Source organism: Limnohabitans sp. (genome assembly GCF_017848645.1).
Classification (GTDB): domain Bacteria; phylum Pseudomonadota; class Gammaproteobacteria; order Burkholderiales; family Burkholderiaceae_C; genus Limnohabitans_A.
On the sequence record NZ_JAFEIF010000023.1, the window covers coordinates 1 to 22,838 of the forward strand.

General features: G+C 61.6%; 21 protein-coding genes and 1 other RNA gene. 9 read left to right on the forward strand and 13 right to left on the reverse strand.

The features are described from left to right. Nucleotides 1-117 precede the first annotated feature (117 nt). A complete protein-coding gene (locus tag QZ190_RS05600; RefSeq protein WP_291914522.1) occupies nt 118-1,032 on the reverse strand; it encodes a glycosyltransferase in 915 nt (304 codons plus the stop codon). Then, nucleotides 1,029-1,784: a hypothetical protein gene (locus QZ190_RS05605; protein WP_291914524.1), complete on the reverse strand. Its 756-nt coding sequence runs from the start codon at nt 1,782-1,784 to the stop codon at nt 1,029-1,031. Before QZ190_RS05605 ends, QZ190_RS05600 begins: the two co-directional genes overlap by 4 nt. On the opposite strand from QZ190_RS05605, the gene QZ190_RS05610 reads away from it, so the two are divergent. After that, complete coding sequence (locus QZ190_RS05610) at nt 1,785-2,063, forward strand: hypothetical protein (RefSeq protein WP_291914526.1); 279 nt, start codon at nt 1,785-1,787, stop codon at nt 2,061-2,063. Here QZ190_RS05610 and QZ190_RS05615 read toward each other — a convergent pair. From QZ190_RS05615 to QZ190_RS05625, 3 genes are read right to left on the reverse strand one after another with little or no spacing between them, the layout of a single operon-like run. Continuing rightward, on the reverse strand, nt 2,033-3,304 hold the full coding sequence (locus QZ190_RS05615; RefSeq protein ID WP_291914528.1) for an O-antigen ligase: 1,272 nt from the start codon (nt 3,302-3,304) through the stop codon (nt 2,033-2,035). The genes QZ190_RS05610 and QZ190_RS05615 overlap by 31 nt on opposite strands. After that, nucleotides 3,291-4,154: a glycosyltransferase family 2 protein gene (locus QZ190_RS05620; RefSeq protein WP_291914529.1), complete on the reverse strand. Its 864-nt coding sequence runs from the start codon at nt 4,152-4,154 to the stop codon at nt 3,291-3,293. The genes QZ190_RS05615 and QZ190_RS05620 overlap by 14 nt, the downstream gene beginning before the upstream one ends. 8 nt (nt 4,155-4,162) lie before the next feature. After that, nucleotides 4,163-5,566, reverse strand: a complete 1,404-nt coding sequence (locus QZ190_RS05625; RefSeq protein ID WP_291914531.1) for a phosphomannomutase/phosphoglucomutase — start codon at nt 5,564-5,566, stop codon at nt 4,163-4,165. A 109-nt stretch (nt 5,567-5,675) separates the two neighbouring features. Here QZ190_RS05625 and QZ190_RS05630 point away from each other — a divergent pair, with 109 nt between their 5' ends. Together QZ190_RS05630 and QZ190_RS05635 are read left to right on the forward strand one after the other, a co-directional pair. Beyond that, a complete protein-coding gene (locus QZ190_RS05630) occupies nt 5,676-6,176 on the forward strand; it encodes a methylated-DNA--[protein]-cysteine S-methyltransferase (protein ID WP_291914533.1) in 501 nt (166 codons plus the stop codon). Between the two features lie 10 nt (nt 6,177-6,186). After that, complete coding sequence (locus tag QZ190_RS05635; RefSeq protein ID WP_291914535.1) at nt 6,187-7,083, forward strand: EamA family transporter; 897 nt, start codon at nt 6,187-6,189, stop codon at nt 7,081-7,083. On the opposite strand, the gene QZ190_RS05640 is transcribed toward QZ190_RS05635, so the two are convergent. After that, nucleotides 7,064-8,116, reverse strand: a complete 1,053-nt coding sequence (locus QZ190_RS05640) for an RNA methyltransferase (protein WP_291914601.1) — start codon at nt 8,114-8,116, stop codon at nt 7,064-7,066. The two genes, QZ190_RS05635 and QZ190_RS05640, sit on opposite strands and share 20 nt — an antisense overlap. Nucleotides 8,117-8,139: 23 nt before the next feature. After that, nucleotides 8,140-8,361 carry a SlyX family protein gene (locus QZ190_RS05645; RefSeq protein WP_108286412.1) on the reverse strand — a complete coding sequence of 74 codons (222 nt, stop codon included), beginning with the start codon at nt 8,359-8,361 and terminating at the stop codon, nt 8,140-8,142. 177 nt (nt 8,362-8,538) lie between these two features. Here QZ190_RS05645 and metK point away from each other — a divergent pair, with 177 nt between their 5' ends. Together metK and QZ190_RS05655 are read left to right on the forward strand one after the other, a co-directional pair. Next, nucleotides 8,539-9,720: a methionine adenosyltransferase gene (gene metK, locus QZ190_RS05650; protein WP_291914541.1), complete on the forward strand. Its 1,182-nt coding sequence runs from the start codon at nt 8,539-8,541 to the stop codon at nt 9,718-9,720. A 185-nt stretch (nt 9,721-9,905) separates the two neighbouring features. Then, entirely contained in the window at nt 9,906-10,550 is a 645-nt protein-coding gene (locus tag QZ190_RS05655; RefSeq protein ID WP_291914543.1) for a phosphoribosyltransferase, read from the forward strand. Nucleotides 10,551-10,604: 54 nt separating this feature from the next. Here QZ190_RS05655 and QZ190_RS05660 read toward each other — a convergent pair whose 3' ends face one another. Continuing rightward, on the reverse strand, nt 10,605-11,039 hold the full coding sequence (locus QZ190_RS05660; protein WP_291914545.1) for a host attachment protein: 435 nt from the start codon (nt 11,037-11,039) through the stop codon (nt 10,605-10,607). Nucleotides 11,040-11,202: 163 nt separating this feature from the next. Between QZ190_RS05660 and QZ190_RS05665 the strand changes: the two genes are divergently transcribed. Genes QZ190_RS05665 through QZ190_RS05675 form a run of 3 tightly spaced genes read left to right on the forward strand, consistent with a single transcriptional unit; the run spans nt 11,203 to nt 15,655 of the window. Then, on the forward strand, nt 11,203-11,955 hold the full coding sequence (locus QZ190_RS05665) for an ABC transporter ATP-binding protein (protein ID WP_291914547.1): 753 nt from the start codon (nt 11,203-11,205) through the stop codon (nt 11,953-11,955). An 8-nt stretch (nt 11,956-11,963) separates the two neighbouring features. Next, nucleotides 11,964-14,345, forward strand: coding sequence for an ABC transporter permease (locus QZ190_RS05670; protein WP_291914548.1), 2,382 nt, complete (start codon nt 11,964-11,966; stop codon nt 14,343-14,345). After that, nucleotides 14,342-15,655 carry an HlyD family efflux transporter periplasmic adaptor subunit gene (locus QZ190_RS05675; RefSeq protein ID WP_291914550.1) on the forward strand — a complete coding sequence of 438 codons (1,314 nt, stop codon included), beginning with the start codon at nt 14,342-14,344 and terminating at the stop codon, nt 15,653-15,655. Before QZ190_RS05670 ends, QZ190_RS05675 begins: the two co-directional genes overlap by 4 nt. A gap of 38 nt (nt 15,656-15,693) precedes the next feature. Here the strand turns inward: QZ190_RS05675 and QZ190_RS05680 are convergent, their stop codons facing one another. The 5 genes from QZ190_RS05680 to ompA form a co-directional block, all read right to left on the reverse strand. Then, nucleotides 15,694-17,196 (reverse strand): amidase, encoded by a 1,503-nt coding sequence (locus tag QZ190_RS05680; protein ID WP_291914552.1) that lies wholly within the window; start codon nt 17,194-17,196, stop codon nt 15,694-15,696. Between the two features lie 179 nt (nt 17,197-17,375). Then, nucleotides 17,376-17,764: a transfer-messenger RNA gene (ssrA, locus tag QZ190_RS05685) on the reverse strand. 13 nt (nt 17,765-17,777) lie between these two features. Then, entirely contained in the window at nt 17,778-18,443 is a 666-nt protein-coding gene (locus tag QZ190_RS05690; protein ID WP_291914554.1) for an HAD-IA family hydrolase, read from the reverse strand. 2 nt (nt 18,444-18,445) lie between these two features. Continuing rightward, nucleotides 18,446-19,156 carry a bifunctional 2-polyprenyl-6-hydroxyphenol methylase/3-demethylubiquinol 3-O-methyltransferase UbiG gene (ubiG, locus tag QZ190_RS05695; protein ID WP_291914557.1) on the reverse strand — a complete coding sequence of 237 codons (711 nt, stop codon included), beginning with the start codon at nt 19,154-19,156 and terminating at the stop codon, nt 18,446-18,448. A gap of 89 nt (nt 19,157-19,245) precedes the next feature. Further along, nucleotides 19,246-19,929, reverse strand: coding sequence for an outer membrane protein OmpA (gene ompA / locus QZ190_RS05700; RefSeq protein WP_291914559.1), 684 nt, complete (start codon nt 19,927-19,929; stop codon nt 19,246-19,248). A 231-nt stretch (nt 19,930-20,160) separates the two neighbouring features. On the opposite strand from ompA, the gene gyrA reads away from it, so the two are divergent. Beyond that, entirely contained in the window at nt 20,161-22,836 is a 2,676-nt protein-coding gene (gene gyrA / locus QZ190_RS05705; RefSeq protein ID WP_291914561.1) for a DNA gyrase subunit A, read from the forward strand. Nucleotides 22,837-22,838: the final 2 nt, after the last annotated feature.

Consider the following 22,838-nt stretch of genomic DNA (forward strand, 5'->3'; position numbering starts at 1 on the left):
ATCTGCAATTGAAGTGGCGCAGATTGCGCGGGCAAATGCGCCTGGCCGTCCGGTATTTGCGTTGTTTTTGGTGGGCCCGCCGTCAATTTGTCGGCATTGACCCGCAGCAGTTCTGAGTCAACGCGGCCAAAGACGCCGACCCAACAGCTCCAGTTTGTTGAGGATCAATGGCAACCAGCGGGTGCGGTAGGCATTGAACTTGTAGGGCTTGCGCACGGTGGGATCGACCGTGTCGACAAAATCCTCGGCAAAGGGGTACACACTCAAATTCCTTTGGGCGAATGCCGCTGACGCCTGCTCGCTCATGTCCCGGAAAGACTTGACCTGGTTGCCCGCCATCTTGACCGCCAGTTTGGCCCCCAAAGTGAGCACGCGACCGCGGTAAGCGGGCTCTTCGGGAACATAAAAAACCCAAGGCTCGGCCACCTGAACCATGTCGCCAAAGAGCTGGTCTGCCAGGGCCCCATTGGCCTCTTCCGATCCTGCAAACCGCCAGCCACTTTGACGCAAACGCGCCACATGCAGCACCGCGATATCGGCGTACTTCTGAGGCACTTTGCCCGATTCTTGCGGATCGGCAGACCAGCGGTAACAGCGCAGGCCGGCATCGGGCTGGTAGCGCTGCTGAAAATAAGCTCTTTTGCTGCCCTTCATGAACAAGGGGCTGATGAACACCGTTGTCGGGCTTTCCGCGAAAACTTGGTCAATTTTGAACAGGTCTTCTTGGGCAAAAGGCCGGACCACCTGCAAATCGTCTTGCAGCATCAGCAGGTAATCGGCCTGCGTCGCGTCCAACGCGGCTTGCATGTTGTTGTAATAGCCCCCATGGCGGTCATCTCCCGCTGACTTCATGTGACGAACGTGCTCACCGAGGCTTTGCAAATAAGCCACGGTGCCGGGCTCATCACTGCCATCGTCGAAGACTGTGAAGCGCACCCCGGGCAAATTGCGCCGCAGTGATTCGACGCAATTTTTCAGATAGTCCCCACGGTTGTAGGAAAAAATGGCGACGTCCAGGCTCGGCGGTGTCATGTCGGCAAACCGTTCGTGTTCAGGCCCATGGCCTTCAAAAATTCAAGCATGTCCTTGCGCTCCTGCGCTTCAGAGTAAGTCTCGGCCAAGGTCCGGATGGCGGACAAAGGCAGCTCAAACTGTTCGGCTTGGTCGATGGCCTGCACTTTGTCCAGGACCCGCTGGGCAAATCCTGCAACGTCACCAGAGGCCACTTCCTCGAAAATTTCGGGCAACCAGTACTCCTTGGCACCCTGCCCGGTGTAACCAATGACTTGGTTACCACTCAAAGCCGCTTCCAATGGTGGCAAGGGGCAACCTTCAAAATGACTGAACGCCATGAAAATTTTTGACCGCTTGAGCAAAGCAGCGACCTGCACTTCGTTCAAGCCATCGATGGGCACAATGCGCCAATGCGCAGGCAAATGGTGGCGCAGAAAAAACAAGACTTTGGACGAATGGTCAGCCAACTTGCGCGGCATGTAAGTGATGATGTTTTCCTTGGCCGTGTCGGGCCAAAAGCGCTGCGCGTCTACCGAATAATGAACGCGCAGTATCTTGTGCTCAGCCCCAGGAAACGCCAGCGCCACGCAGCGGCTGGCATCATCTGAAATGGTCAAAATACACCGCGCTGATTGGTAGGCCCGATCGAGGTCTGCAGGTCGACCCTTGGTGATGTAGTAGCCGTTTTGCACATAGATGGCGTAGCTCACCCCCATGTCCGCCAATTGGGTGCCGTATTTCCGAGCCCACAGCTCGGGAATCACCACCATGTGTCTTTGGGCATCAAACACCCCAGTGACGCCGGAAAAAGACGGTTTGCCCATCCATCTGAGTTTGAAAAATGCCCTTTTCAATGGCACCTGCGCATCAAACCACTGGACACGGAAAAACCAGGTGTTGGGGTGCATCACCGCAGCGGACAGCCCACGCGACTGCCCCAGCTGATGCATCAATTGAGCCTGTCTGTAAATGACTTTGACACCACCTATGGCTTTTTTGATGGCAGGACACAAAAAAATCAATTCCACGCTCGCCCCTTTTTTTCTTGAGTGCCCGAGATGATCAGCCCCAAGAGCATCACCGACATGGCGCAGAAAAAGTACCGAAAGGCATTGCGCCCCAACGCATTGACCGTCAGACTGAACTCAAAATAAAGCGCCACCAGCAGCATGCCCAACAAGGCATAGGCGAAGGTCTGCAGCCCCTGCTTTTGATAAAGCCAAAAGCCGACAAACACCCCCCCATACAAAGCCAGCACCGACAGCACACCGACCAAGCCGGACACCGCCGCATAGTGCAGCAGGTCATTTTCAAAAACAGGCGCAATCCCGACAGGCACATTGAAGGGTTTCAAATGTTCTGCCAGCATGCTCAATGCGCCCTCTCCGGACCAACCCAGAATGGGTCGCTGCGCAAACAGCTTCAGGGCATACGACCACAACTCTAGGCGAATGCTGACCGACCAATCGGTCACCTGCCCGGTCTCAAACCAGAGATGGGCCTTGCCCCAGATGCCATCAAGCCGATCCCGAACCAACTCCTCGGGTGCCAACCACACCCCCTTGGCCACCAAGACCGAGATCAACACCACCCCCAGGAGTCGCCAAAGAACCGGTTTGTCTGCCGTAACGCGCCACATAAACACCAACAGGACCATGATGATCGACAACCAGCCCCCCTTGGAGCCGCTGAGCAAAGAGGCCCACACACCCATGGCGGCACCGCAAGTCAAATAAACCCGCATCCACAGCTGATTTTTGGCTGGCTCGAAATACAACAAACCAAACAAGGCAATGCAGGCCAACACCACCGACAGATCTCCAAAAATGATCGGATGGCTCATGGCACCCATGGCACGTCCCGTCAAGAGCACCAGGCTTTCATAACTGGCAAATGCGCCGGCCAGCACCGCTGCAGTGGCCGCGCCCATCCACAAAACGACAGGCTGCAAGCGTGCTTTGAGCACGCCATGCAACATCAAGGGGGCCAACAAAAAGGGAATGAACGCCTCGTAATAGCCAAGCTTGTAGTCGTACCAAATGCCCAGGAAAAAGCCGATCCCTACAAAAATGGCAACACCCAGGGCCATGATGCGCACCGCAGGCCTGCCCCAGACCTGAGCCAGGTCAGTGCGCAAGTCCTGGCAGGACCACAAACCCATGCCAGCCAAACACAGGGCCAACAGCTTGGGGCCACCCGGCATGACCAAGGCCAGCGACAGGCAGGCAAAAACCAGGCCATTGTGAATGCGTTCGCGCCGCGTCAATGAATCCATGTCAATGCTCAGCATGAGGCGTCCAACGCATCAAGCCCATCCACCGACCCCACATGCGGCAAAACCGCTTGGGTGAAAACAACAACGCCCGCAGTGGCAATGCCAAGCCGGTGCTCCACAGCAAACGGCGTCGCTGGATCAGGGCCTGTGCGAGCGTGCCGTGTTTTTGCTCAAAAATGAGTTTGGACTGGGCATGGTGGAATCCGCGCACGTATTCACTTTTCCAGGGTGCTTGCCCCTTCACGGAGCCCCGCGAGCGGTGCAAAGCTGTGATGGACGGCACCACCACCATGGGCAAGCGTGCCTTGAAGAGACGCAGACACAGGTCATCGTCTTCGTAATAGAGGAAAAAGTTTTCGTCAAAAAATTCAACAGGGGCGAAACGATCCATGCGAAACAACATGGCCGCGCCACACACAAAACCGACACACGCTGGGCCATCGGCAGCCGGCCCCCGGGAGTTCCACAAAGTATGTGGCCAGCGGTAATTGACCTCGGCTTGCCCTCTGGCTCCCACCAGTTGGGGTGCCAGCAGCGCAGCTTCAGGCATCTCATGCGCCACGTCCATCAGCGACAGCAAGGCCTGTGTTGTGATTTCACAGTCGGGGTTGAGCAAAAAAGCAAACGGCGTGCTGACCCGTTCCAGGGCCCGGTTGTTGGCAGCGCCAAAGCCCAAATTCACCGGGTGCGACAACACCTGGGCCTGAGGCCACAAGGCACGGGCCTGCTCGGGCGTGCCATCGTTGCTGGCATTGTCCGAAATGATGACGTGTGGGCAGTGCTGCAACAGGGCATTCAAGCCGGCCAGGCAATGGGCGCTGTGGTGGGTCACCACGACCACAGTCACAGAGTCCAGACGTGACATGGGCATGTTCAATGCGCCGCCGCCTGAATCTGCGCGTCGGGTTTGACCGAGCGCAGCAGCGCCAGCATCTCACCCTCGATGCGCTGCAACGCCGCTTCGGTCTGGCCCTCAAAACGCAGCACCAAGACCGGCGTGGTGTTGGAGGCGCGGATCAAGCCAAAGCCATCGGGCCAGTCCACGCGCAAGCCGTCGATGTCGCACACTTGGGCCGGCGCACTGAAGGCGCTGGCGGCTTGGGCTTGCAAGGCACGGGTCACGTTGTGGGGCTCGCCCTCGGCACAGGCCACGTTCAGCTCGGGCGTGCTGAAGCTGGTGGGCAAAGCGTTGAGCACCGCGTTGGCGTCGGGGGACTTGCTCACAATTTCGAGCAAACGGCAGCCTGCATAGGTGCCGTCGTCAAATCCGTACCAACGCTCCTTGAAGAAGATGTGCCCGCTCATCTCGCCGCCCAAGGGGGCTTGGCCGCCTGCGGCCTCAATGGCTCGCATCTGGGCCTTGATGAGCGAGTGGCCGGTTTTGTACATCAGGGCTTTGCCGCCAGCCGCTTCGATGGCCGGCGCCAGGCGTTGCGAGCACTTCACGTCAAACAAGATGGTGCCGCCAGGCACGCGGCTGAGCACGTCCTGGGCAAACAGTTGCATCTGGCGGTCGGGGTAGATGTTGTTGCCATCTTTCGTGACGATGCCCAGGCGGTCGCCGTCGCCGTCAAAGGCCAGGCCCAATTCAGCCCCGCTGGTTTTCAGGGCCTTGATCAGGTCTTGCAGGTTTTCCGGCTTGCTCGGGTCAGGGTGGTGATTCGGAAAATTGCCGTCCACCTCGCTGAACAACTCGATCACCTCGCAACCCAAGGCCCGGAAAATGCCGGGGGCCGAAGCGCCCGCAATGCCGTTGCCCGAGTCGATCACGATTTTCATGGGGCGCGCCAACTGAATATCGCCCACGATGCGCTGCGTGTAATCGGCCAGCACGTCCAGCTGCGTGACGCTGCCGCCTGATTGCAACTGCCAAGTCTCGGCTTCCATCATCTGGCGCAGGGCCTGGATTTCATCGCCATAAATGGCGCGACCGCCCAAGACCATCTTGAAGCCGTTGTAATCCTTGGGGTTGTGGCTGCCCGTGACCTGGATGCCGCTTTGGCACGCGGTGCTGGCCGCAAAGTAGAGCATGGGCGTGGTGGCCAGGCCGATGTCAATGACCCGGATGCCCGCAGCCACCAAACCGCGAATCAGCGCTGCTGAGAGATTCGGGCCGCTCAGGCGGCCGTCACGCCCCACGGCCACCGTGCTTTGACCTTGGGCCAGCGCGTGCGTGCCAAAGGCCTTGCCCAGGCCCTCAGCCACTTGCTCGTTCAGCGTCGAGGGCACCACGCCGCGGATGTCGTAGGCTTTGAAGATGGAGGGGGTGATTTGCATGCGCTGTGCCTGTCCAAAAGCCGCTGGGGCCAGGTTGATTCTTAAAACAAGATTGTAGGCGGGCCGCGCTACCATCCACCCTGTCCACCATGATTATCAAAGGTCAAGCATGTCCCCCTTGAGCACCCTTCGCATCGACAGCCCCTTGGGTCCGATCACGCTGGCGGCCAGTGCCCAAGGTCTGTGCGGCCTGTGGTTTGACGACCAAAAACACGGCCCGAGCCCAGCCCAGCGCCAGCAGTGGGCAAGCGATGCGTCCCATCCGGTGCTGCAAAGCGCAGCAGCCCAGGTGCTGGCCTATTGGGGTGGGCAGACCCTCCCATGGGAAGGCCCCCTGGACCTGTCGGCCGGGACCCCGTTTCAGCAATCGGTCTGGCAGGCCCTGATGCGCATCCCCTCAGGCCAAAGCCAGAGTTATGGCGAGTTGGCCAGGCTGTTGGCCCGGCCTCAGGCGGTGCGGGCCGTGGGCGCGGCCGTGGGGCGAAATCCGGTGAGTATCATCGTGCCTTGCCACCGCGTCCTGGGTGCCGGTGGCCAACTCACGGGCTACGCAGGCGGGCTGTGGCGCAAACAAGCGTTGCTGCAGCTGGAAGGCCATCCCGGTATCTGACTTTTTCTCCATGCATGCTTCTCCCGCCAAAGGCTGGCTGGCCGACTTTCTGATCCTGGCCGCCATTTGGGGCTCGTCCTTTTTGTTCATGCGCTTGGCCGCCGTTGAGTTGGGGCCGCTGCCCACGGCCGCCATCCGGGTGGCCATTGCGGCGACTTTTTTGCTGCCGATCATGTTGGCCAAAGGCCACTGGGCGCAATTGCGCCAGCACTGGAAGCCGGTGCTGTTTGTTGGCGCGCTCAACAGCGGCATTCCGTTTGCGTTGTATTCGTTTGCGGTGCTGCACATCACCACCGGCTTTTCCTCCATCCTGAATGCCACGGTGCCCTTGTTTGGCGCGGTCGTCGCCTGGCTTTGGCTGGGGGACAGGCCTACCCTCTCACGCACGGTGGGGCTGGCCATCGGCTTCGGTGGCGTGGTGTTGCTGGCCGGGGGCCAAGCGAGCTTCAAGCCCAACGACTCGGGCATTGCCCCGGCCTGGGCGGTGGCCGCTTGTCTGGCCGCGACCACCTGTTATGCCTTGGCCGCGAGTTTCACCAAGAAGCACATCCCCAGCCTGCCACCGCTGGTCACCGCCACCGGCAGCCAGATCGGGGCCACCCTGGTCCTGGCCTTGCCCGCGCTGTGGTATCGCCCTGATCACTGGCCCAGCACCTCGGTCTGGTGGTCCTTGCTGGTGGTGGGGGTGCTGTGCACCGGGGTGGCCTACATCCTGTACTTCAAGCTGATCGAGAACTCCGGGCCCGCGCGGGCGCTGACAGTCACCTTCTTGGTGCCGGTGTTTGCCATTGCTTACGGCGTGCTGTTTTTGGGCGAAAGCGTGACGGCCTGGATGCTGCTGTGCGGCGCGGTGATTTTGCTCGGGACCTCTTTGTCCAGCGGCTTGATCAAACTGCCGGGGCGGTGACACGTGGGTGAATGTGAACCCGCTGCTCACGCTGGACCACATCCCTGGCCCTGAGCTGCCCACAGCCGCCGTCCACGTCTTGCCCGGCTGACTGGCGCAGCTTGGTCAGCACACCGCGCTGGTGCAGGGTGCGGGCGATCTCGGCAGCGCGCTCCCAGCTGGGGCGGGCGAATGGCAAATCGGGCACGGCGTTGTAGGGGATCATGTTCATCAGCGCGTATTTGCCCTTGAGCAAACGCACGATGCCCTCGATTTCTTCGGCACTGTCGTTCACGCCCTCGATCAGCGCCCACTGGTACTGGATGGGGTAGCCGGTGGCGCGGGCGTACACCTCACCGGCTTCCACCAAATCTTGCGGGTCAAAGCGCGGGGCTCGCGGCAGCAGTTGCGCCCTTAAATCGGCCCGGGTGGTGTGCAGTGACAGCGCCAGCGCGGGCTTGACGCGGCCTTGAGGCAAGCGCTCGAACACCCGCGCATCACCCACCGTGGAAAACACCAAATTCTTATGCCCGATGTTGCCCACCGTGCCCAGCAGGTCGATGGCCTCCATCACCGCATCCAGGTTATGCGCGGGCTCACCCATGCCCATGAACACCACTTTTTTGACGGGCCGGAGCGTGCGGGCCAAGGCGACTTGCGCCACGATCTCGGCGCTGCCCACCTGCCGAATCAAACCTTCGCGCCCCGTCATGCAAAACACGCAGCCCACCGCACAGCCCACTTGAGACGACACACACAAGCCATCTCGCGGCAAGAGCACGCTTTCCACCGTCTGCCCATCTTGCAGGCCGACCAGCAAGCGGGCGGAGCCGTCTTGGCCCGGGTGCTGCTCACGCAGCGTGGCCAGGCCGGTCAGCGTTTGGGTGAGCGCGGGCAGCGCCTCGCGCACGGCGGTGGGCATGAAACTCGCCAAAGGCCTGCGGCCACTGTCCTGCGCTTTGGCTTGGGCCCACAGGCGCAACACGCGCTGCTCGTGCAAGGCGTTTGCCCCCAAGGCGCGCAAGTGGTCGCGGATGTCCTGAACGCTGTGCATGGATTTCATGGATCGGCGATTTTTTAATAGTGTGGCGGAATTTCATCGCGCAGGTTGCGCACCTCGGCGCCGCCACCCGATTCGGGCAGACGATCTCGCATCTGGCGCAGCTCCTGGATCAGCGCATCGATTTGCTGCTGCTGGCGGTAAACCTGCGCATTGAGCTGGTCCAGCAGGTCTTCGGTGAAGCCGGCCTTGATTTCCAGGTCGACCAGGCGGTTTTCTATCGGGGTGGGAATGTCCATGGGCAGTATTGGACATGATTTCCGGCAGGGCTCTGACATCTTTTATAATCCGTTCATCGCCGAGTTATCTGAACTACTTGCAGGGCGATTCATAAAACCTGCTAAAGCGTTCGCCAGGCTCCGGGTTCTCAGGGTCGGCAACGCCGACAAACCCCTGAAACTTTAGGAGCTTTTTTCATGTCCAGCAATTTCCTCTTCACCTCGGAATCCGTCTCCGAAGGCCACCCCGACAAAGTCGCCGACCAGATCTCCGACGCGATCCTCGACGCGATCTTTGAGCAAGACCCCCGCAGCCGCGTGGCCGCCGAAACCCTGACCAACACGGGTCTGGTGGTCCTGGCCGGTGAGATCACCACCAACGCCCACGTCGACTACATCCAGGTCGCCCGTGACACCATCAAGCGCATCGGCTACGACAACACCGACTACGGCATCGACTACAAAGGCTGCGCGGTCATGGTCTGCTACGACAAGCAATCCAACGACATCGCCCAGGGCGTCGACCACGCCTCTGACGACCACCTCAACATCGGTGCGGGCGACCAGGGCCTGATGTTCGGCTACGCCTGCTCTGAAACACCTGAGCTGATGCCTGCGCCCATTTACTACGCCCACCGCCTGGTCGAGCGCCAGGCCCAGCTGCGCAAAGACGGCCGCCTGCCCTTCTTGCGACCTGATGCAAAGAGCCAGGTGACCATGCGCTATGTGGATGGCAAGCCCCACAGCATCGACACCGTGGTGCTCTCCACCCAACACAGCCCCGACCAGTCGGAAACATCGACCAAGATGAAGGCCAGCTTCACCGAAGCCATCATCGAAGAAATCATCAAGCCCGTGCTGCCCAAAGAGTGGCTGCAAGACACCAAGTACCTGATCAACCCCACCGGCCGTTTCGTCATTGGCGGCCCCCAGGGTGACTGCGGCTTGACTGGCCGCAAGATCATCGTGGACACCTACGGTGGCGCTTGCCCCCACGGCGGCGGTGCCTTCAGCGGCAAAGACCCCTCGAAAGTGGACCGCTCGGCCGCTTACGCTGCCCGCTATGTGGCCAAAAACATCGTGGCCGCAGGTCTGGCCACCCAGTGCCAGGTGCAGGTGGCTTACGCGATTGGCGTGGCCCGCCCGATGAACATCACCGTCAACACCGCAGGCACGGGTGTGATCTCGGACGAAAAATTGTCCGCCTTGGTGGCCGAGCACTTTGACCTGCGCCCCAAAGGCATCATCCAGATGCTGGACCTGCTGCGCCCGATCTACAGCAAGACCGCCGCCTACGGGCACTTTGGCCGCGACGAGCCCGACTTCACGTGGGAGCGCACCGACCGCGCCGCTGCGCTGAAGGCGGCGGCTGGCCTGTAAACCTCAAACCGGAGCCAGAGCCCCGTCCGGGGCCACGCCAAAGCCGCTCAAGGCCCCTTGAGCGGCTTTTTTCATGCCCTGGCCGGGGTGCTGGACCATGCCCTGGGCGTTGGGGTGAGGAACAGCACAGACCCGCACCACTGCTTGAAAGGACAATGCGTGCCTTAACTCTCACCACCCCACGCATGTTCCAAGACCGCCTCGATGCTGCCCGCCAACTGAGCCAGGCCCTGCGCCATTACCGGGGTCAAAACCCATTGGTGCTGGCCATTCCCCGGGGTGCAGTTCCCATGGGCGCGGCGATGGCCGAGGCGCTGCAGGGGCAACTGGATGTGGTGCTGGTGCGCAAACTGCGCGCACCGCTTCAACCCGAAGTGGCCATTGGTGCAGTAGACGAAACGGGTCTGGCTTACGTCTCGCCCTACGCGGATCCACTGGACTTGGATCCGGCCTATTTGAAAGATGAAATCCAGCTGCAAATGAAGACCTTGGAGGCCCGACGTCGCCAATACGCCGAAATTCAGATGCCCATTCCGGTTCAAGGCCGCGTGGTCATTGTGGTGGACGATGGCCTGGCCACGGGAGCCACCATGCTGGCGGCGCTCCAAGCCTTGCGCCGACACAAGCCACTGCGCTTGGTGTGCGCCATTCCTGTGGCCAGCCCACATGCGCTGACCAAAATTCAAGCCGTGGCCGACGAGACCGTATGCCTGTCAGCCCCGGAGGACTTCATGGCTGTGGGGCAGTTTTATCGCCAATTTCCGCAAGTCAGCGACGCGCAGGTGCTGGCCACTTTGCGCAGCCAAGCGAGTGCCGCCCCCCACCACTGAATCGGCATCACAGCCCGGGCCAGCGCGGCCATGGCCATCCGCTGATTGGAGGCTTTACAAACGGAAATCGGTCCGCAAACGCTGGTCCAGATCGCTCAGGCTCAAAGACGTCAGATCCAGCACATGCTGCGCGCAAAGGACCTTCAGCACCGACGCATCCAGGTGAGCTAGCAACTCGCCCATGAACGGGTTGGACACGATCAGCGCCAGCTGTTTCATGCGCTGGTTCAATACGGCTTCGCGCAAATGGGCGGCCAAATCCTGTGCAAACGCACTGCGGTGCAACTGTTTGAGATCCGCACGAGGAGCCAATCCGGCACGCCCGGCCAGCGACTGCCCCAGCGGGGCACGCTCGGTCTCACGCGCGGACATGCGGCCCGCAGGGTCGACCCAATCGGTCATCTCCACCAAGGGCTCGGTGAAGGATCTGCGTTCGAACAAACGCGCGTGCGCGCCATTGGCCACCAAAATCCAATGCAGCTGAGCCATGTCCTGTCCTTTTCGTTTTCATCCCGGTCCTGATTTTTTCGCGTTGTGCACCCTGGGTCCATTCACCTGTTGGTCTAAACCTTCAGGTCAAAAAATGGGCTGACAAACCCAGCCCTTGATGCGCATCAAGCGGCCCAAGCGGCCAACGTGCGTCAATGACCGCATGACCGCGCACGCACCCATCTCACCGCCCGAGGCTGCACCCTGCGTTTTTCGCGCACAAGGGCTGAGCAAGGTGTATGGCGAAGGGCCTGCCGCAGTGCACGCGCTTCGCGGGGTGGACCTGTGCATCGCGCCCGGCGAGTTCGTGGTGTTGCTGGGGGCTTCGGGCAGCGGCAAATCGACCTTGCTGAACATTCTGGGGGGCCTGGACAGCGCCACATCGGGCACTGCCCAGTGGACGCACCAAGGCCGCACGCACGAGCTGACCGGGGCCAGCGATGCCGAGCTCACGCGTTACCGGCGCGAACATGTGGGGTTCGTGTTCCAGTTTTACAACCTGATCCCCAGCCTCACGGCCCGAGAAAACGTGGCCTTGGTCACCGACCTGGCCCATGACCCGATGACGCCAGAGGCCGCGCTGGCCTTGGTGGGTCTGGCCGACCGCATGGATCATTTCGCGGCTCAGCTGTCGGGCGGCGAGCAGCAGCGTGTGGCGATTGCCCGGGCGATTGCCAAACGCCCGCAGGTCTTGCTGTGCGACGAGCCCACGGGGGCGTTGGACTGCGCCACCGGCATCGTGGTGTTGCAGGCCCTCGAAAAAGTCAACCGCGAACTGGGTACCACCGCCGTGGTCATCACGCACAACGCGCCGATTGCCGACATGGCCGACCGGGTCATGCGCATGGCCGGTGGCCGCATCGTGGACACGCAGGCGAACCCCCACAAAGTGGCTGCGGCCACGCTGCGCTGGTGAGCCCGCCCATGACAGCCCTGAACACCAAGCTCTGGCGCGACCTGCAAAGCCTGTGGACGCAGGTGCTGACCATTGCGGTGGTGGTGGCCATTGGGGTGGCGGGGTTTGTGGGCATGTTTTCAGTGCACGAGTCGCTGAAAAATGCGCGTGACAACTTCTACCGTGACAACCGCATGGCCGATGTGTTCATCCGCATCCAGCGCGCGCCCCTGCAGCTGCAAGCGCGCTTGCGGGCCCTGCCCGGTGTGGCCGATGTCCAGTTGAACGTGGTGCACGACGCACAACTGGCCCTGCCCGATGCACAAGCCCCCGTCACAGGCCGCTTTGTCGGCCTGGAGCTGGCGCGGGTGCATGCCCAAAGGCAAGGCATCAACGCCTTGACGCTGCGCAGCGGGCGCTGGCCTGAGCCTGGCCGGGCCTTGGAGGCTGTGGTCAACGAGCGCTTTGCCCTAGCGCGGCAATTGCAGCCGGGCGATCAGGTGCAAGCCATTTTGAACGGGCAGCTGCAAACCGTACACCTGGTGGGCACGGTCATCACGCCGGAGTATGTGTTTGCCTCCAGAGGTGGCGCGCCTGACGACAAGAGTTTTGGCGTGTGGTGGATCGACCACCAACGCATGGCCCATGTGTTTGACATGCAAGGCGCCTTCAATCAGTCTTTTTTCCGCGTGCACCAAAGTGCCAACAAACCACAAGTCACAGCGCAGCTCATCACGCAAATCGATGGCTTGCTCTCACCCTATGGCACACGCGGGGCCATGCGCCAGGACCAGCTCATTTCGGCACGCATCGTCAACGATGAACTCTCGCAAATGAAAGTCATGGGGACGGTGCTGCCGGCCATTTTTCTGGCCGTGTCGGTGTTCATCCTGAACGGGGTCATCGGCCGACAAGTGGCCACACAGCGCCAGCAGATGGCCGCGCTCAAGGCGCTGGGCTACCCTGACCGCCGCATTGGTTGGCACTACATGGGCCTGGCCCTGGCCATCTCGGGGCTGGGCTTGCTGGTCGGGCTGCTGCTGAGCCAGTGGATCGGGCGCAGCATGCTGGGTTTGTACGGCGAGGTCTTTCGCTTGGCCCACCTGGACTACACCACCACGCCCTGGCTGGTGGCCGCAGCCATGGCCCTGGTGCTGGCAGCGGCCGCAGCAGGCACTTGGCGCGCCATCCGGGCGGTGGTGCGCCTGCGCCCGGCTGTGGCCATGCAAGCGCCCGCGCCCGATCGTTATCGGCCCAGTCTGATCGAGCGTCTACGCCTGGACCGCCCCGTGGGAGCCGGGGCCTTGATGGTGATCCGGCACATCGAGCGCCGGCCTTGGCGTGCCCTGTTCACCGTGACGGGCATCGCGCTGGCCGTGGCTTTGCAAATCTCGGGGGCCTTCTGGCTGGACGCCATCGATCACATCGTGGATGTGCAATATCGCCAAGTACTGCGCGGCGATGTGGTGGTGCATTTTCAGCAAGCGCTGGCCCCCTCGGTGCAGCAAGACCTGCAGCGCTTGCCCGGCGTGGTGCATGCCGAAGTCCAGCGCAGCGAGGCCGTGCGCTTGCACGCGGGCGGCCGCAACGACGAAGGCGTGCTGCTGGGTCTGGCGCAAGGCGCACGCTTGACGCGCGTCATCGATGCCCATCAAGGGCCTGTGCCCATGCCACCCCACGGGCTGGTGCTGTCTGCTCTGCTGGCCAAACAACTGCGCGTACAGCCGGGTGAACCCATCGAGGTGGAATTTTTGATGGGGCGGCAGCACCGCGCCCATGTTCAGGTCGCGGCCATCGTGCACACCCTGATCGGCAAACAGGCGTTCATGGACCTGGATGCGCTGCACCGCCTGGCGCGCGAAGGCGCAGGCGTGACCGAGGCCAGTTTGCAAGTGGACCCCTTGGCCATGCCGGCCTTTTGGCAAGCAGTCAAGCGGGCCCCGGTCATCGTCTCGGTGCTCGACAAGGCGTCTTCGCTGGCCGGCTTCCAGGAAACGACCTCGCGCAACATGGGCGTCTTCAGCACCGTGCTCAGCTTGTTTGCCGTGGCCATGGCGGTGGGCATTGTGTACAACGCGGCACGCATCAGTCTGTCCGAGCGCGCCTGGGAGCTGGCCAGTTTGCGCGTGCTGGGCATGACGCGTGCCGAGGTGTCTGTTTTGTTGCTGGCCCCCTTGACCGCCGAGCTGCTGCTGGCGCTGCCGCTGGGCGCGGTGTGCGGTTGGGCCCTGGCCTCATGGCTGATGCATTTGATGTCGTCCGAGAACATCGATTTTCCAGTGATCATCGCCCCGGACACCTATGCCTGGGCCGCCCTGATGGTGCTGGCCGCAGGCCTTGTGAGTGCCTTGCTGGTGCGCCGAAAAATTGACCGGCTCGATCTGGTCGCCGTCTTGAAAGTCCGAGAATGATCCGCCCCGCCGACACCCCCACTGACACTTTACCCGTCACACCGCCCTCGCCCACCGCCAAGCCCGCCGGTCGTGCGCACATCTGGCGCTGGCTGGCCTGGAGCGCAGCGGGCCTGCTGGCCCTGACGGCGCTGTGGTGGTCGTTCGCGCCCCGCCCGCTGGCGGTGGATGTGGCCCCGGTCACCCAAGGGCCGTTTGAGCAAAGCATTGAAGAAGATGGCCAACTGCGCCTGAAAGCGCGCTACGGCGTTGCCGTCCCCATGGCCGGGCAGCTGCAAAGGCCCAGTCTGCAAGTGGGTGACCGCGTGGAAAAAAACCAGGTGCTGGCCTGGCTGGCCCCCCTGGCCTCATCGCTGATCGACCCGCGCAACCAAAGCGTGTTGCGCCAACGCGTGGGTCGGGACCAAGCCGCGTTGCAAGCGGCCAACGCCCGTGTGGCGCAGTTGCAAGTCGCCTTGGAACAAGCCCGCCTGCAAGCTCAACGGACCGCGCAACTGGCGCAGCAAAACTTCATCAACGAGGCCGCGCTGGACCAGGCCTTGGGCAATGAGCGCGTTGCAGCGCAGGCGCTGGAGGCTGGGCGCGCCGAGTGGCGAGCTGCCCAGTTCAGCTTGGCCGAGTCGCAAGCGGCCTTGGGCCAAACCACGGCGACTGCCCCCACTGACGCACAAACCGCAGCCACCGCACCCACCGCACCCGACGCACAAAGGCTGATCCCCATCACCAGCCCGATCAGCGGACAAGTCATCCAGCTGCACCTGAGCAGCGCCGGGCCAGTGACAGCGGGACAAGCCTTGCTCGACATCGGCGACGTCACGGCATTGGAGGCGGTGATTGACGTGTTGTCCTCCGACGCCCGGCACATCCCCACGGGTGCGCCCGTGGCCTTGTCGCTCGATGCGCACCAAGCGCCGCTGGCTGGGCGGGTGCGGCGGATCGAACCCACCGCCTTCACCCGGGTGTCGGCCCTGGGCATCGAGGAGCAACGCGTGAACGTGCTGGTGGACCTGTTGCCCGCCAGTCCCGAAGGGGCGCTGGGCCTGGGTGATGGTTTTCGGGTCGAAGCGCGCATCGTCCTGTCGCGCGTCGATCAGGCCCTGCGCGTGCCCAGCGCGGCTTTGGTGCGCGATGGCAAGGACTGGCGTGTCTGGGTGATTCACAACGGGCGCGCCCAATCACGCCAGGTGCTGTTGAAAGACCGCAATGCCGAATTTGGCGTGATTGAACCCGGATCGGTGAAAGCGGGTGAGCGGGTGGTTTTGTACCCGGCCCCGCTGAAAGAAAACCAACGCGTCAAGGCCTCGAAGTGAAGGCCCTTGAACACAGGCCTTGAGCAGGTACTCGGGCTTCAGGTCAGAGCGTTGTGCTGGGGCTCGGCACTGTGGCACACATGCACCTGGGGCAAACGCCCCGCGTGCCACTGGCCGTCCAGCGCCCGCTCGATCTGCGCCGCCAACTGCAGCAACAGGCCATCGTTGGCTTGTTTGGCCTGCGCGTGAATGCCCAAAGGCAAACCATTTTGCTGCGTGGCCATGGGCAGTGAGATGCCGGGTATGCCGCACAAATTGGTCAAGGGTGTGTAGGCGAAATTGCGCCAAAGGTTGGCAAACCAATCGAGCACGCTGGGGTTGTCGCTGGTGGTGAGGTATTCGGTGGTGCCCAGCTTGGGCGTGGGCAAGGCGGTGATGGGCGTGAGCAGGATGTCCCAGTCTTCAAAAAACTGGCCAAACGCCCGCGATGTGGTGTTGAAGACCGCCTGCATGCGGGCCCGCTCGGTGAAGCTGGTGTTCAGGCCCATTTCCCAGATCTTGATGTTGATCGGCTCGACCAGATCCGCTGGTGGGCGCGTCAGGCCCCGAGGGGCCAACAAGTTGGAAATCGTCTGGGCAAAGTTGCTGATGTAGCAAGTGGTCTGCGCATCGAACGCGGCGCGGAAATCCACCTCGGGCAAGGCCCAGTCCACTTGGTGGCCCAGGCCCTCCAGAAAGCGCCCCACGCGCTGCAACTCGTCCACAAAATGCGGCACCGCCCGAAAGTCGCCCCACTCGTGCGACAGCGCGATGCGCAGGCGCGGCGGGTCACGCCGGATCAAGTCGCTGTAGGGCTCAGGCGGCATCCAGTAGGGCATGAACTCGCCCGGCGCACCACCACGGCAGTGGTCCACAAAAGCAGCCGTGTCGCGCACCGTGCGGCTTTGGCAACCCTGCGTGGAGACCAGACCGGTCAGGTCCGACGCCGCAGGCGCAATTGAAAACACCCCGCGTGAAGGCTTCAAACCGATGTTGCCATTGGCCCCCGCCGGGATGCGGATCGAGCCACCGCCATCGGTAGCGTGCGACAGCGGCAGCACGCCGGCCGCCAGGGCCACCGCAGTGCCAGCCGATGAGCCGTAACTGGTGTACTCGGGGTTCCAGGGGTTGCGCGTCACATACACCGCCGGGTTTTCGGCCGAACTGCACACCCCGAACTCGGGCGTGGTGGTGCGGCCGATGATGTTCAGGCCTGCGCGTCGCATTTGCCCCGTGAGGAAAGTGTCTGCCGTGGCGCGGTTGCCGCGCATCATCTGGGCCCCCATCTCCTGCAGGCGGCCCTTGAGCGTTGGCCCGAGGTCCTTCATGAAAAAAGGCACCCCCGCAAATGGCCCTGTGGGGTCCATGCCGTCCTGCAGCGGGTTGGCCACCACGTCGTCAAACACCTCGACCACGGCATGCACCGCCGGGTTGATGCGGGCCACGCCCGCAGCCGCCTGCGCCGCCAGCTCAGCGGCCGAGACATCGCCACGCCGGACGCATTCAGCCAGCCCCACCGCATCGTGCTGCACCCATTCCTGCCAAGTCATTGCCAAAGTCATCGCCGCCATCCTTGCTCTTGCATCTGCACAGCCCGCGCCAAAGTCTGCACGCACCCGTTCAAAGTTCGGATGATTTTGCAGTGCCAGTTAGAACGCTCATGTACCGAAGGCGACCCGAGTTTTGAGACCGCCAGCAGGCAAAAAAAAACCAAGCCCGAGGGCTTGGTTTTTTCACGGTTTGGTGGAGCTGGGGGGATTTGAACCCCCGTCCATAAGCCTTTTTCGTACAGTTCTACATGTGTAGTCGTCTGATTTGAGTCTCGCCAAATGAACCGCGCAGCGACACGCTGAACACCCAGCCAGCACCCTTTTTTCTCACACCACCCCAAGGTACCCGAGGTGGTGCCAGCCCATATGTTTTACCTTGCAGCCAGGACTTTGAAGGCTTTAACCCCCCCATCACCCTGACCCAGCCTATCGGCCAACTGTTGCAAGGCTCACCGGATTAAGCGGCGAGTGCGAAACGTTCGTCGTTTGCAGTTAGTTTTTTTTCCGAAGATTAACGAGGATCAGAACCTCGACATGCCCTGCCACGCGTCCGAACCCATGTCGAAACCAGTGCAGCCCCTCAATGACCTATTTTAGGCGCTCTTGAGGAATTTCAAGAGGTCGATCGGTGAATCAATGTGCAAATGGGCATTCCAGCGCGAAATATCGGTCTGTTGGCCCAAATAACCATAGGTGGCGGCCACCGTGCCCATCCCCGCAGCCAGGCCCGCAACAATGTCGCGTTCGTCGTCGCCCACATACACGCAGCGCGCCGGATCCACCGACAAGCGCCGAGCCGCCTCGAACAAAGGCTCGGGATGCGGTTTGGCGTGCGGTGTGGTGTTGCCGCTGACAATGGCGCCAGCAGTGGCAAACAAGTCCATGGCCGAGGTCAACGGGTCGGTGAAGCGGCTGGATTTATTGGTCACCACACCCCAGGGCATGCCTTGTTCAACCAGGCGGGCGATCATGTCGACCACACCATCAAAGATGCGGGTGCGCTCGGTCATGCAGTTTTCGTAGTTGACGAAAAACTCTTCCTTCATGGCCTCAAAGTCGGGGTGTTCGGGCGTCATGCCAAAGGCGATGCCCAGCATGCCGCGCGCTCCCGCACCGGCCATGTGTCGGTAATGCTCGAGGGGGAAGGAGGACAAACCGCGATCAACACGCATTTTGTCCACTGCAGCCCCCAAATCCGGGGCGCTGTCGATCAAAGTGCCGTCCAAGTCAAACAAGACGGCTTGTGCGTTGTGGAACATGGTCAGGCTTTCCGGCAAGCGAGCAAATAATTCACGCTGGTGTCCTGGCTGAGCCAATAGCGTTTGGTGAAGGGGTTGTATTCCATGCCCTTGAAGCCTTGGGCTTCCAACCCGGCTTCACGCGCCCAAGAGGTGAGTTCGCTGGGTTTGATCAGGCGCGCGAATTCGTGCGTGCCTTTGGGCAAGAGTTTGAGGATGTATTCGGCGCCGACGATGGCAAACAGGAAGGATTTGGGATTACGGTTGAGCGTAGAAAAGAACACCCAGCCGCCGGGTTTGACCAGTTGGGCGCAGGCTTTGACGACGGCCGAAGGGTCTGGCACGTGTTCCAGCATTTCCATGCAGGTGACCACATCGAACTGCCCGGGCTGCTCAGCGGCCAACGCCTCGGCGCTGACTTCGCGGTACTGCACCCTTGGCGTGCCCGCTTCGAGCGCATGCAACTGAGCCACTTTGAGAGACTTGGTGGCCAAATCCACGCCCAGCACTTGCGCACCCTTGCGGGCCATGGCATCGGCCAAAATGCCGCCGCCACAACCAATGTCCACCACATTCAGGCCTGCCAAGGGCACCAAGCCGTTGATCCACTCCAGGCGCAGCGGGTTGATCTGGTGCAAGGGTCGAAATTCGCTTTCAGGGTCCCACCAGCGGTGGGCCAGGTCAGAAAACTTGGCCAGTTCGGCCGGATCAACGTTGGAATGGCTTGTAGTCATAGAGCTGATTGTCGGTGAACAGCTGCACGACATGAACGACAGACGAAAAAAAGCCCCATTGCTGGGGCTTTTTTCGATCTGGTTACAGATCAGTTAGGGCGTGTACCGACCACTTCGATTTCAACGCGGCGGTTCTTGGAACGGCCAGCGGATGTCTTGTTGTCAGCAACTGGCTGCTTCTCGCCTTTGCCTTCGGTGTAGACGCGGTTCTTTTCGATGCCCTTGGACACCAAATAGGCCTTCACAGCGTCAGCACGCTTGACCGACAGCTTCTGGTTGTAAGCATCCGAGCCCACGGAGTCGGTGTGACCCACGGCGATGATGACTTCCAGGTTGATGCCTTTGACTTTGCCGACCAGATCGTCGAGCTTGGCTTTGCCCTCAGCTTTCAGGACCGACTTGTCGAAGTCGAAGAAAGCGTCAGCAGCATAAGTGACTTTGGTAGCAGCCGCTGGTGGAGGAGCTGCTGGGCGTGGTGCAGCAGCGGCTGGTGCGGGTGCTGCTGCTGGAGCTGCTGGAGCGGCAGGACGAGCTGCAGGAGCAGGCGCTGGAGCTGGAGCAGCGACGGCTGGCTTGGCCACGATCGCGCCATCGCAGCCGGCAGCGGCTGTTGCGGGTGTCCAGTTGGCATCGCGCCAGCACAGTTCGTTGGTACCGTTTTTCCAGACCAGGTCGCCTGTGCCGTTGCGCCAGTTGTCGATGGTTTGTGCACCAGCAGCCGAAGCGAGCGCTGCGGAGGCCAACAACATCGCCACTTTGTTCAGTTTTTTCATGGTCTTCCTCTTGAGGGGTAAAGCCGCAGACGCGCTGCGAAAAAAAGACGCTGCAGATGACCGTCACCCGCTGCGTTGCTTTTTATTGTGCCATAGACAGGGACGGGCTCGGTCAATTGCCAGACAGACAGCAAAAGGTGAACACAATTGCCTACCAAATGTTGCATGGACGCGACACCCTCTTGCACCTAAAATGAGCGTTTTCACCGCGCCACTTTTGCCTCTCTATATATGACCCAGTTCGCCAAAGAAACACTGCCCATCAGTCTGGAAGAGGAAATGCGGCGCAGCTACCTCGATTACGCCATGAGCGTGATCGTCGGTCGCGCCCTGCCCGATGCGCGCGACGGCTTAAAACCCGTGCACCGCAGGGTTTTGTTCGCCATGCACGAGCTCAACAACGACTGGAACCGTCCTTACAAGAAGTCGGCCCGTATCGTGGGTGACGTGATCGGTAAATACCACCCGCACGGCGACCAATCGGTGTACGACACCATCGTGCGCATGGCGCAGGACTTTTCCATGCGCCACATGCTGGTGGACGGCCAGGGTAACTTCGGCTCGGTGGACGGAGACAACGCGGCGGCGATGCGTTATACCGAAATCCGTTTGGCCAAGATCGCCCACGAGATGCTGGGCGACATCGACAAGGAAACGGTTGACTTCGGTCCCAACTACGACGGCTCGGAAAAAGAGCCGCTGGTGCTGCCCTCGCGCCTGCCCAATTTGCTGATCAACGGCTCGGGCGGTATCGCGGTAGGCATGGCCACCAACATCCCGCCACACAACCTGAACGAAGTGGTGGACGCTTGCCTTCACCTGCTGCGCAACCCCGAAGCCTCGATCGACGAGCTGATGGAGATCGTGCCCGCACCCGACTTCCCCACAGGCGCCATCATTTACGGCATGACCGGTGTCAAGGAAGGCTACCGTACCGGCCGCGGCCGCGTGGTCATGCGCGCCAAGTGCCACTTTGAAGACATCGACAAAGGCCAGCGCCAGTGCATCGTGGTGGATGAGCTGCCCTACCAGGTCAACAAAAAGACCCTCCAAGAGCGCATGGCCGAGTTGGTGCACGAGAAAAAGATTGAAGACATCAGCCACATCCAGGACGAGTCCGACAAGTCGGGCATGCGCTTGGTGATCGAACTCAAGCGCGGTGCCGTGCCCGAGGTGGTGCTGAACAACCTGTACAAACAGACCCAGCTGCAAGACACCTTCGGCATGAACATGGTGGCTCTGATCGACGGCCAGCCCAAGCTGTGCAACCTGAAAGACCTGATCCAGGTCTTCCTTCAGCACCGCCGCGAAGTGGTGACACGCCGCACGGTGTTCGAGCTGCGCAAAGCGCGTGACCGTGGCCATGTGCTGGAAGGCCTGGCGGTGGCTTTGGCCAACATCGACGACTTCATCGCGATCATCCGTGGCGCGCCCACACCCCCTGTGGCCAAGGCCGAGTTGATGACCCGCGCCTGGGACAGCCAGATGGTGCGCACCATGCTGACCCGCGCCCGCGATGACGGCTCGGTGGTCAATGCCGACGATTACCGCCCCGAGGGTCTGGAGCGCGAATACGGTTTGGGCCAGGATGGCCTCTACCGCCTGTCGGACACACAAGCGCAAGAGATTTTGCAAATGCGCCTGCAGCGCCTGACCGGGCTCGAGCAAGACAAGATCGTGGCCGAGTACAAAGAGGTCATGTCCGAGATCGAAGACCTGCTGGACATTCTGGCCAAACCCGAACGCGTGTCGACCATCATTGGCGACGAGCTGGGCACCGTGCGCCAGGAATTCGGTCAGACCAAGATTGGCGCACGCCGCAGCGAGATCGAGCACAGCGCTCAAGACCTGTCCACCGAAGACCTGATCACGCCCACTGACATGGTGGTCACGCTCAGCCACAGCGGTTACATCAAGAGCCAGCCTTTGAGTGAATACCGCTCGCAAAAGCGCGGCGGCCGAGGCAAACAAGCCGCTGCGACCAAAGAAGACGACTGGATCGACCAACTCTTCATCGCCAACACACACGACTACCTGCTGTGCTTCTCCAATCGGGGCCGTTTGTACTGGCTCAAAGTTTGGGAAGTGCCCGCCGGTTCGCGCGGCTCGCGCGGCCGCCCCATCGTCAACATGTTCCCTTTGCAAGAAGGCGAAAAGATCAACGTGGTGCTGGCCCTGACCGGCCAGGCCCGCACCTTCCCCGAGAACCAATACGTCTTCATGGCCACCTCCATGGGCACGGTCAAGAAGACATCGCTCGACGAATTCAGCAACCCGCGCAAGGGCGGCATCATCGCCGTCAATTTGGACGAGGGTGACTTCCTGATTGGTGCGGCCCTCACGGACGGCCAGCACGACGTGATGCTGTTCAGCGATGGCGGCAAGGCCGTGCGCTTTGACGAAAACGATGTGCGCCCCCTGGGCCGCAGTGCACGCGGCGTGCGCGGCATGATGATCGAAGACCACCAAAGCGTGATCGCGATGTTGGTGTCGGAGCAAGAAAACCCCGATGCCCCTGCCGACGAGGCCAAAGCCCGCGCCAGCGTGCTCACAGCCACTGAAAACGGCTACGGCAAACGCACCAGCATCACCGAATACACCCGCCACGGACGTGGCACCAAGGGCATGATCGCTATCCAGCAATCCGAGCGCAACGGCAAAGTCGTGGCCGCCACCTTGGTGCACGCCGATGACGAGATCATGCTCATCACCGACACAGGCGTTTTGGTGCGCACCCGCGTGTCCGAAATCCGCGAGCTGGGCCGCGCCACACAAGGCGTGACCCTGATCGGCCTGGACGAAGGCGCCAAGCTGTCGGGCCTGCAACGCATCGTGGAAAACGACGCGAATGCCGCTGAAGGCGAGGCCGAGGCACCGACAGACGACAGCGCACCTGCAGCGGAATAAGT

Excerpts from the sequence above, each read along its gene's own strand:
- QZ190_RS05665 (WP_291914547.1), top strand. The coding sequence starts at position 11,203 with ATGACCGCGCACGCACCCATCTCACCGCCCGAGGCTGCACCCTGCGTT.
- QZ190_RS05645 (WP_108286412.1), bottom strand. The coding sequence starts at position 8,361 with ATGGACATTCCCACCCCGATAGAAAACCGCCTGGTCGACCTGGAAATC.
- QZ190_RS05655 (WP_291914543.1), top strand. The coding sequence starts at position 9,906 with ATGTTCCAAGACCGCCTCGATGCTGCCCGCCAACTGAGCCAGGCCCTG.
- ompA (WP_291914559.1), bottom strand. The coding sequence starts at position 19,929 with ATGAAAAAACTGAACAAAGTGGCGATGTTGTTGGCCTCCGCAGCGCTC.
- QZ190_RS05680 (WP_291914552.1), bottom strand. The coding sequence starts at position 17,196 with ATGACTTTGGCAATGACTTGGCAGGAATGGGTGCAGCACGATGCGGTG.
- ubiG (WP_291914557.1), bottom strand. The coding sequence starts at position 19,156 with ATGACTACAAGCCATTCCAACGTTGATCCGGCCGAACTGGCCAAGTTT.
- QZ190_RS05670 (WP_291914548.1), top strand. The coding sequence starts at position 11,964 with ATGACAGCCCTGAACACCAAGCTCTGGCGCGACCTGCAAAGCCTGTGG.
- QZ190_RS05630 (WP_291914533.1), top strand. The coding sequence starts at position 5,676 with ATGTCCCCCTTGAGCACCCTTCGCATCGACAGCCCCTTGGGTCCGATC.
- QZ190_RS05635 (WP_291914535.1), top strand. The coding sequence starts at position 6,187 with ATGCATGCTTCTCCCGCCAAAGGCTGGCTGGCCGACTTTCTGATCCTG.
- QZ190_RS05675 (WP_291914550.1), top strand. The coding sequence starts at position 14,342 with ATGATCCGCCCCGCCGACACCCCCACTGACACTTTACCCGTCACACCG.
- QZ190_RS05690 (WP_291914554.1), bottom strand. The coding sequence starts at position 18,443 with ATGTTCCACAACGCACAAGCCGTCTTGTTTGACTTGGACGGCACTTTG.
- metK (WP_291914541.1), top strand. The coding sequence starts at position 8,539 with ATGTCCAGCAATTTCCTCTTCACCTCGGAATCCGTCTCCGAAGGCCAC.
- QZ190_RS05615 (WP_291914528.1), bottom strand. The coding sequence starts at position 3,304 with ATGCTGAGCATTGACATGGATTCATTGACGCGGCGCGAACGCATTCAC.
- QZ190_RS05625 (WP_291914531.1), bottom strand. The coding sequence starts at position 5,566 with ATGCAAATCACCCCCTCCATCTTCAAAGCCTACGACATCCGCGGCGTG.
- QZ190_RS05600 (WP_291914522.1), bottom strand. The coding sequence starts at position 1,032 with ATGACACCGCCGAGCCTGGACGTCGCCATTTTTTCCTACAACCGTGGG.
- QZ190_RS05620 (WP_291914529.1), bottom strand. The coding sequence starts at position 4,154 with ATGTCACGTCTGGACTCTGTGACTGTGGTCGTGGTGACCCACCACAGC.
- gyrA (WP_291914561.1), top strand. The coding sequence starts at position 20,161 with ATGACCCAGTTCGCCAAAGAAACACTGCCCATCAGTCTGGAAGAGGAA.
- QZ190_RS05660 (WP_291914545.1), bottom strand. The coding sequence starts at position 11,039 with ATGGCTCAGCTGCATTGGATTTTGGTGGCCAATGGCGCGCACGCGCGT.
- QZ190_RS05605 (WP_291914524.1), bottom strand. The coding sequence starts at position 1,784 with ATGGTGGTGATTCCCGAGCTGTGGGCTCGGAAATACGGCACCCAATTG.
- QZ190_RS05640 (WP_291914601.1), bottom strand. The coding sequence starts at position 8,116 with ATGCACAGCGTTCAGGACATCCGCGACCACTTGCGCGCCTTGGGGGCA.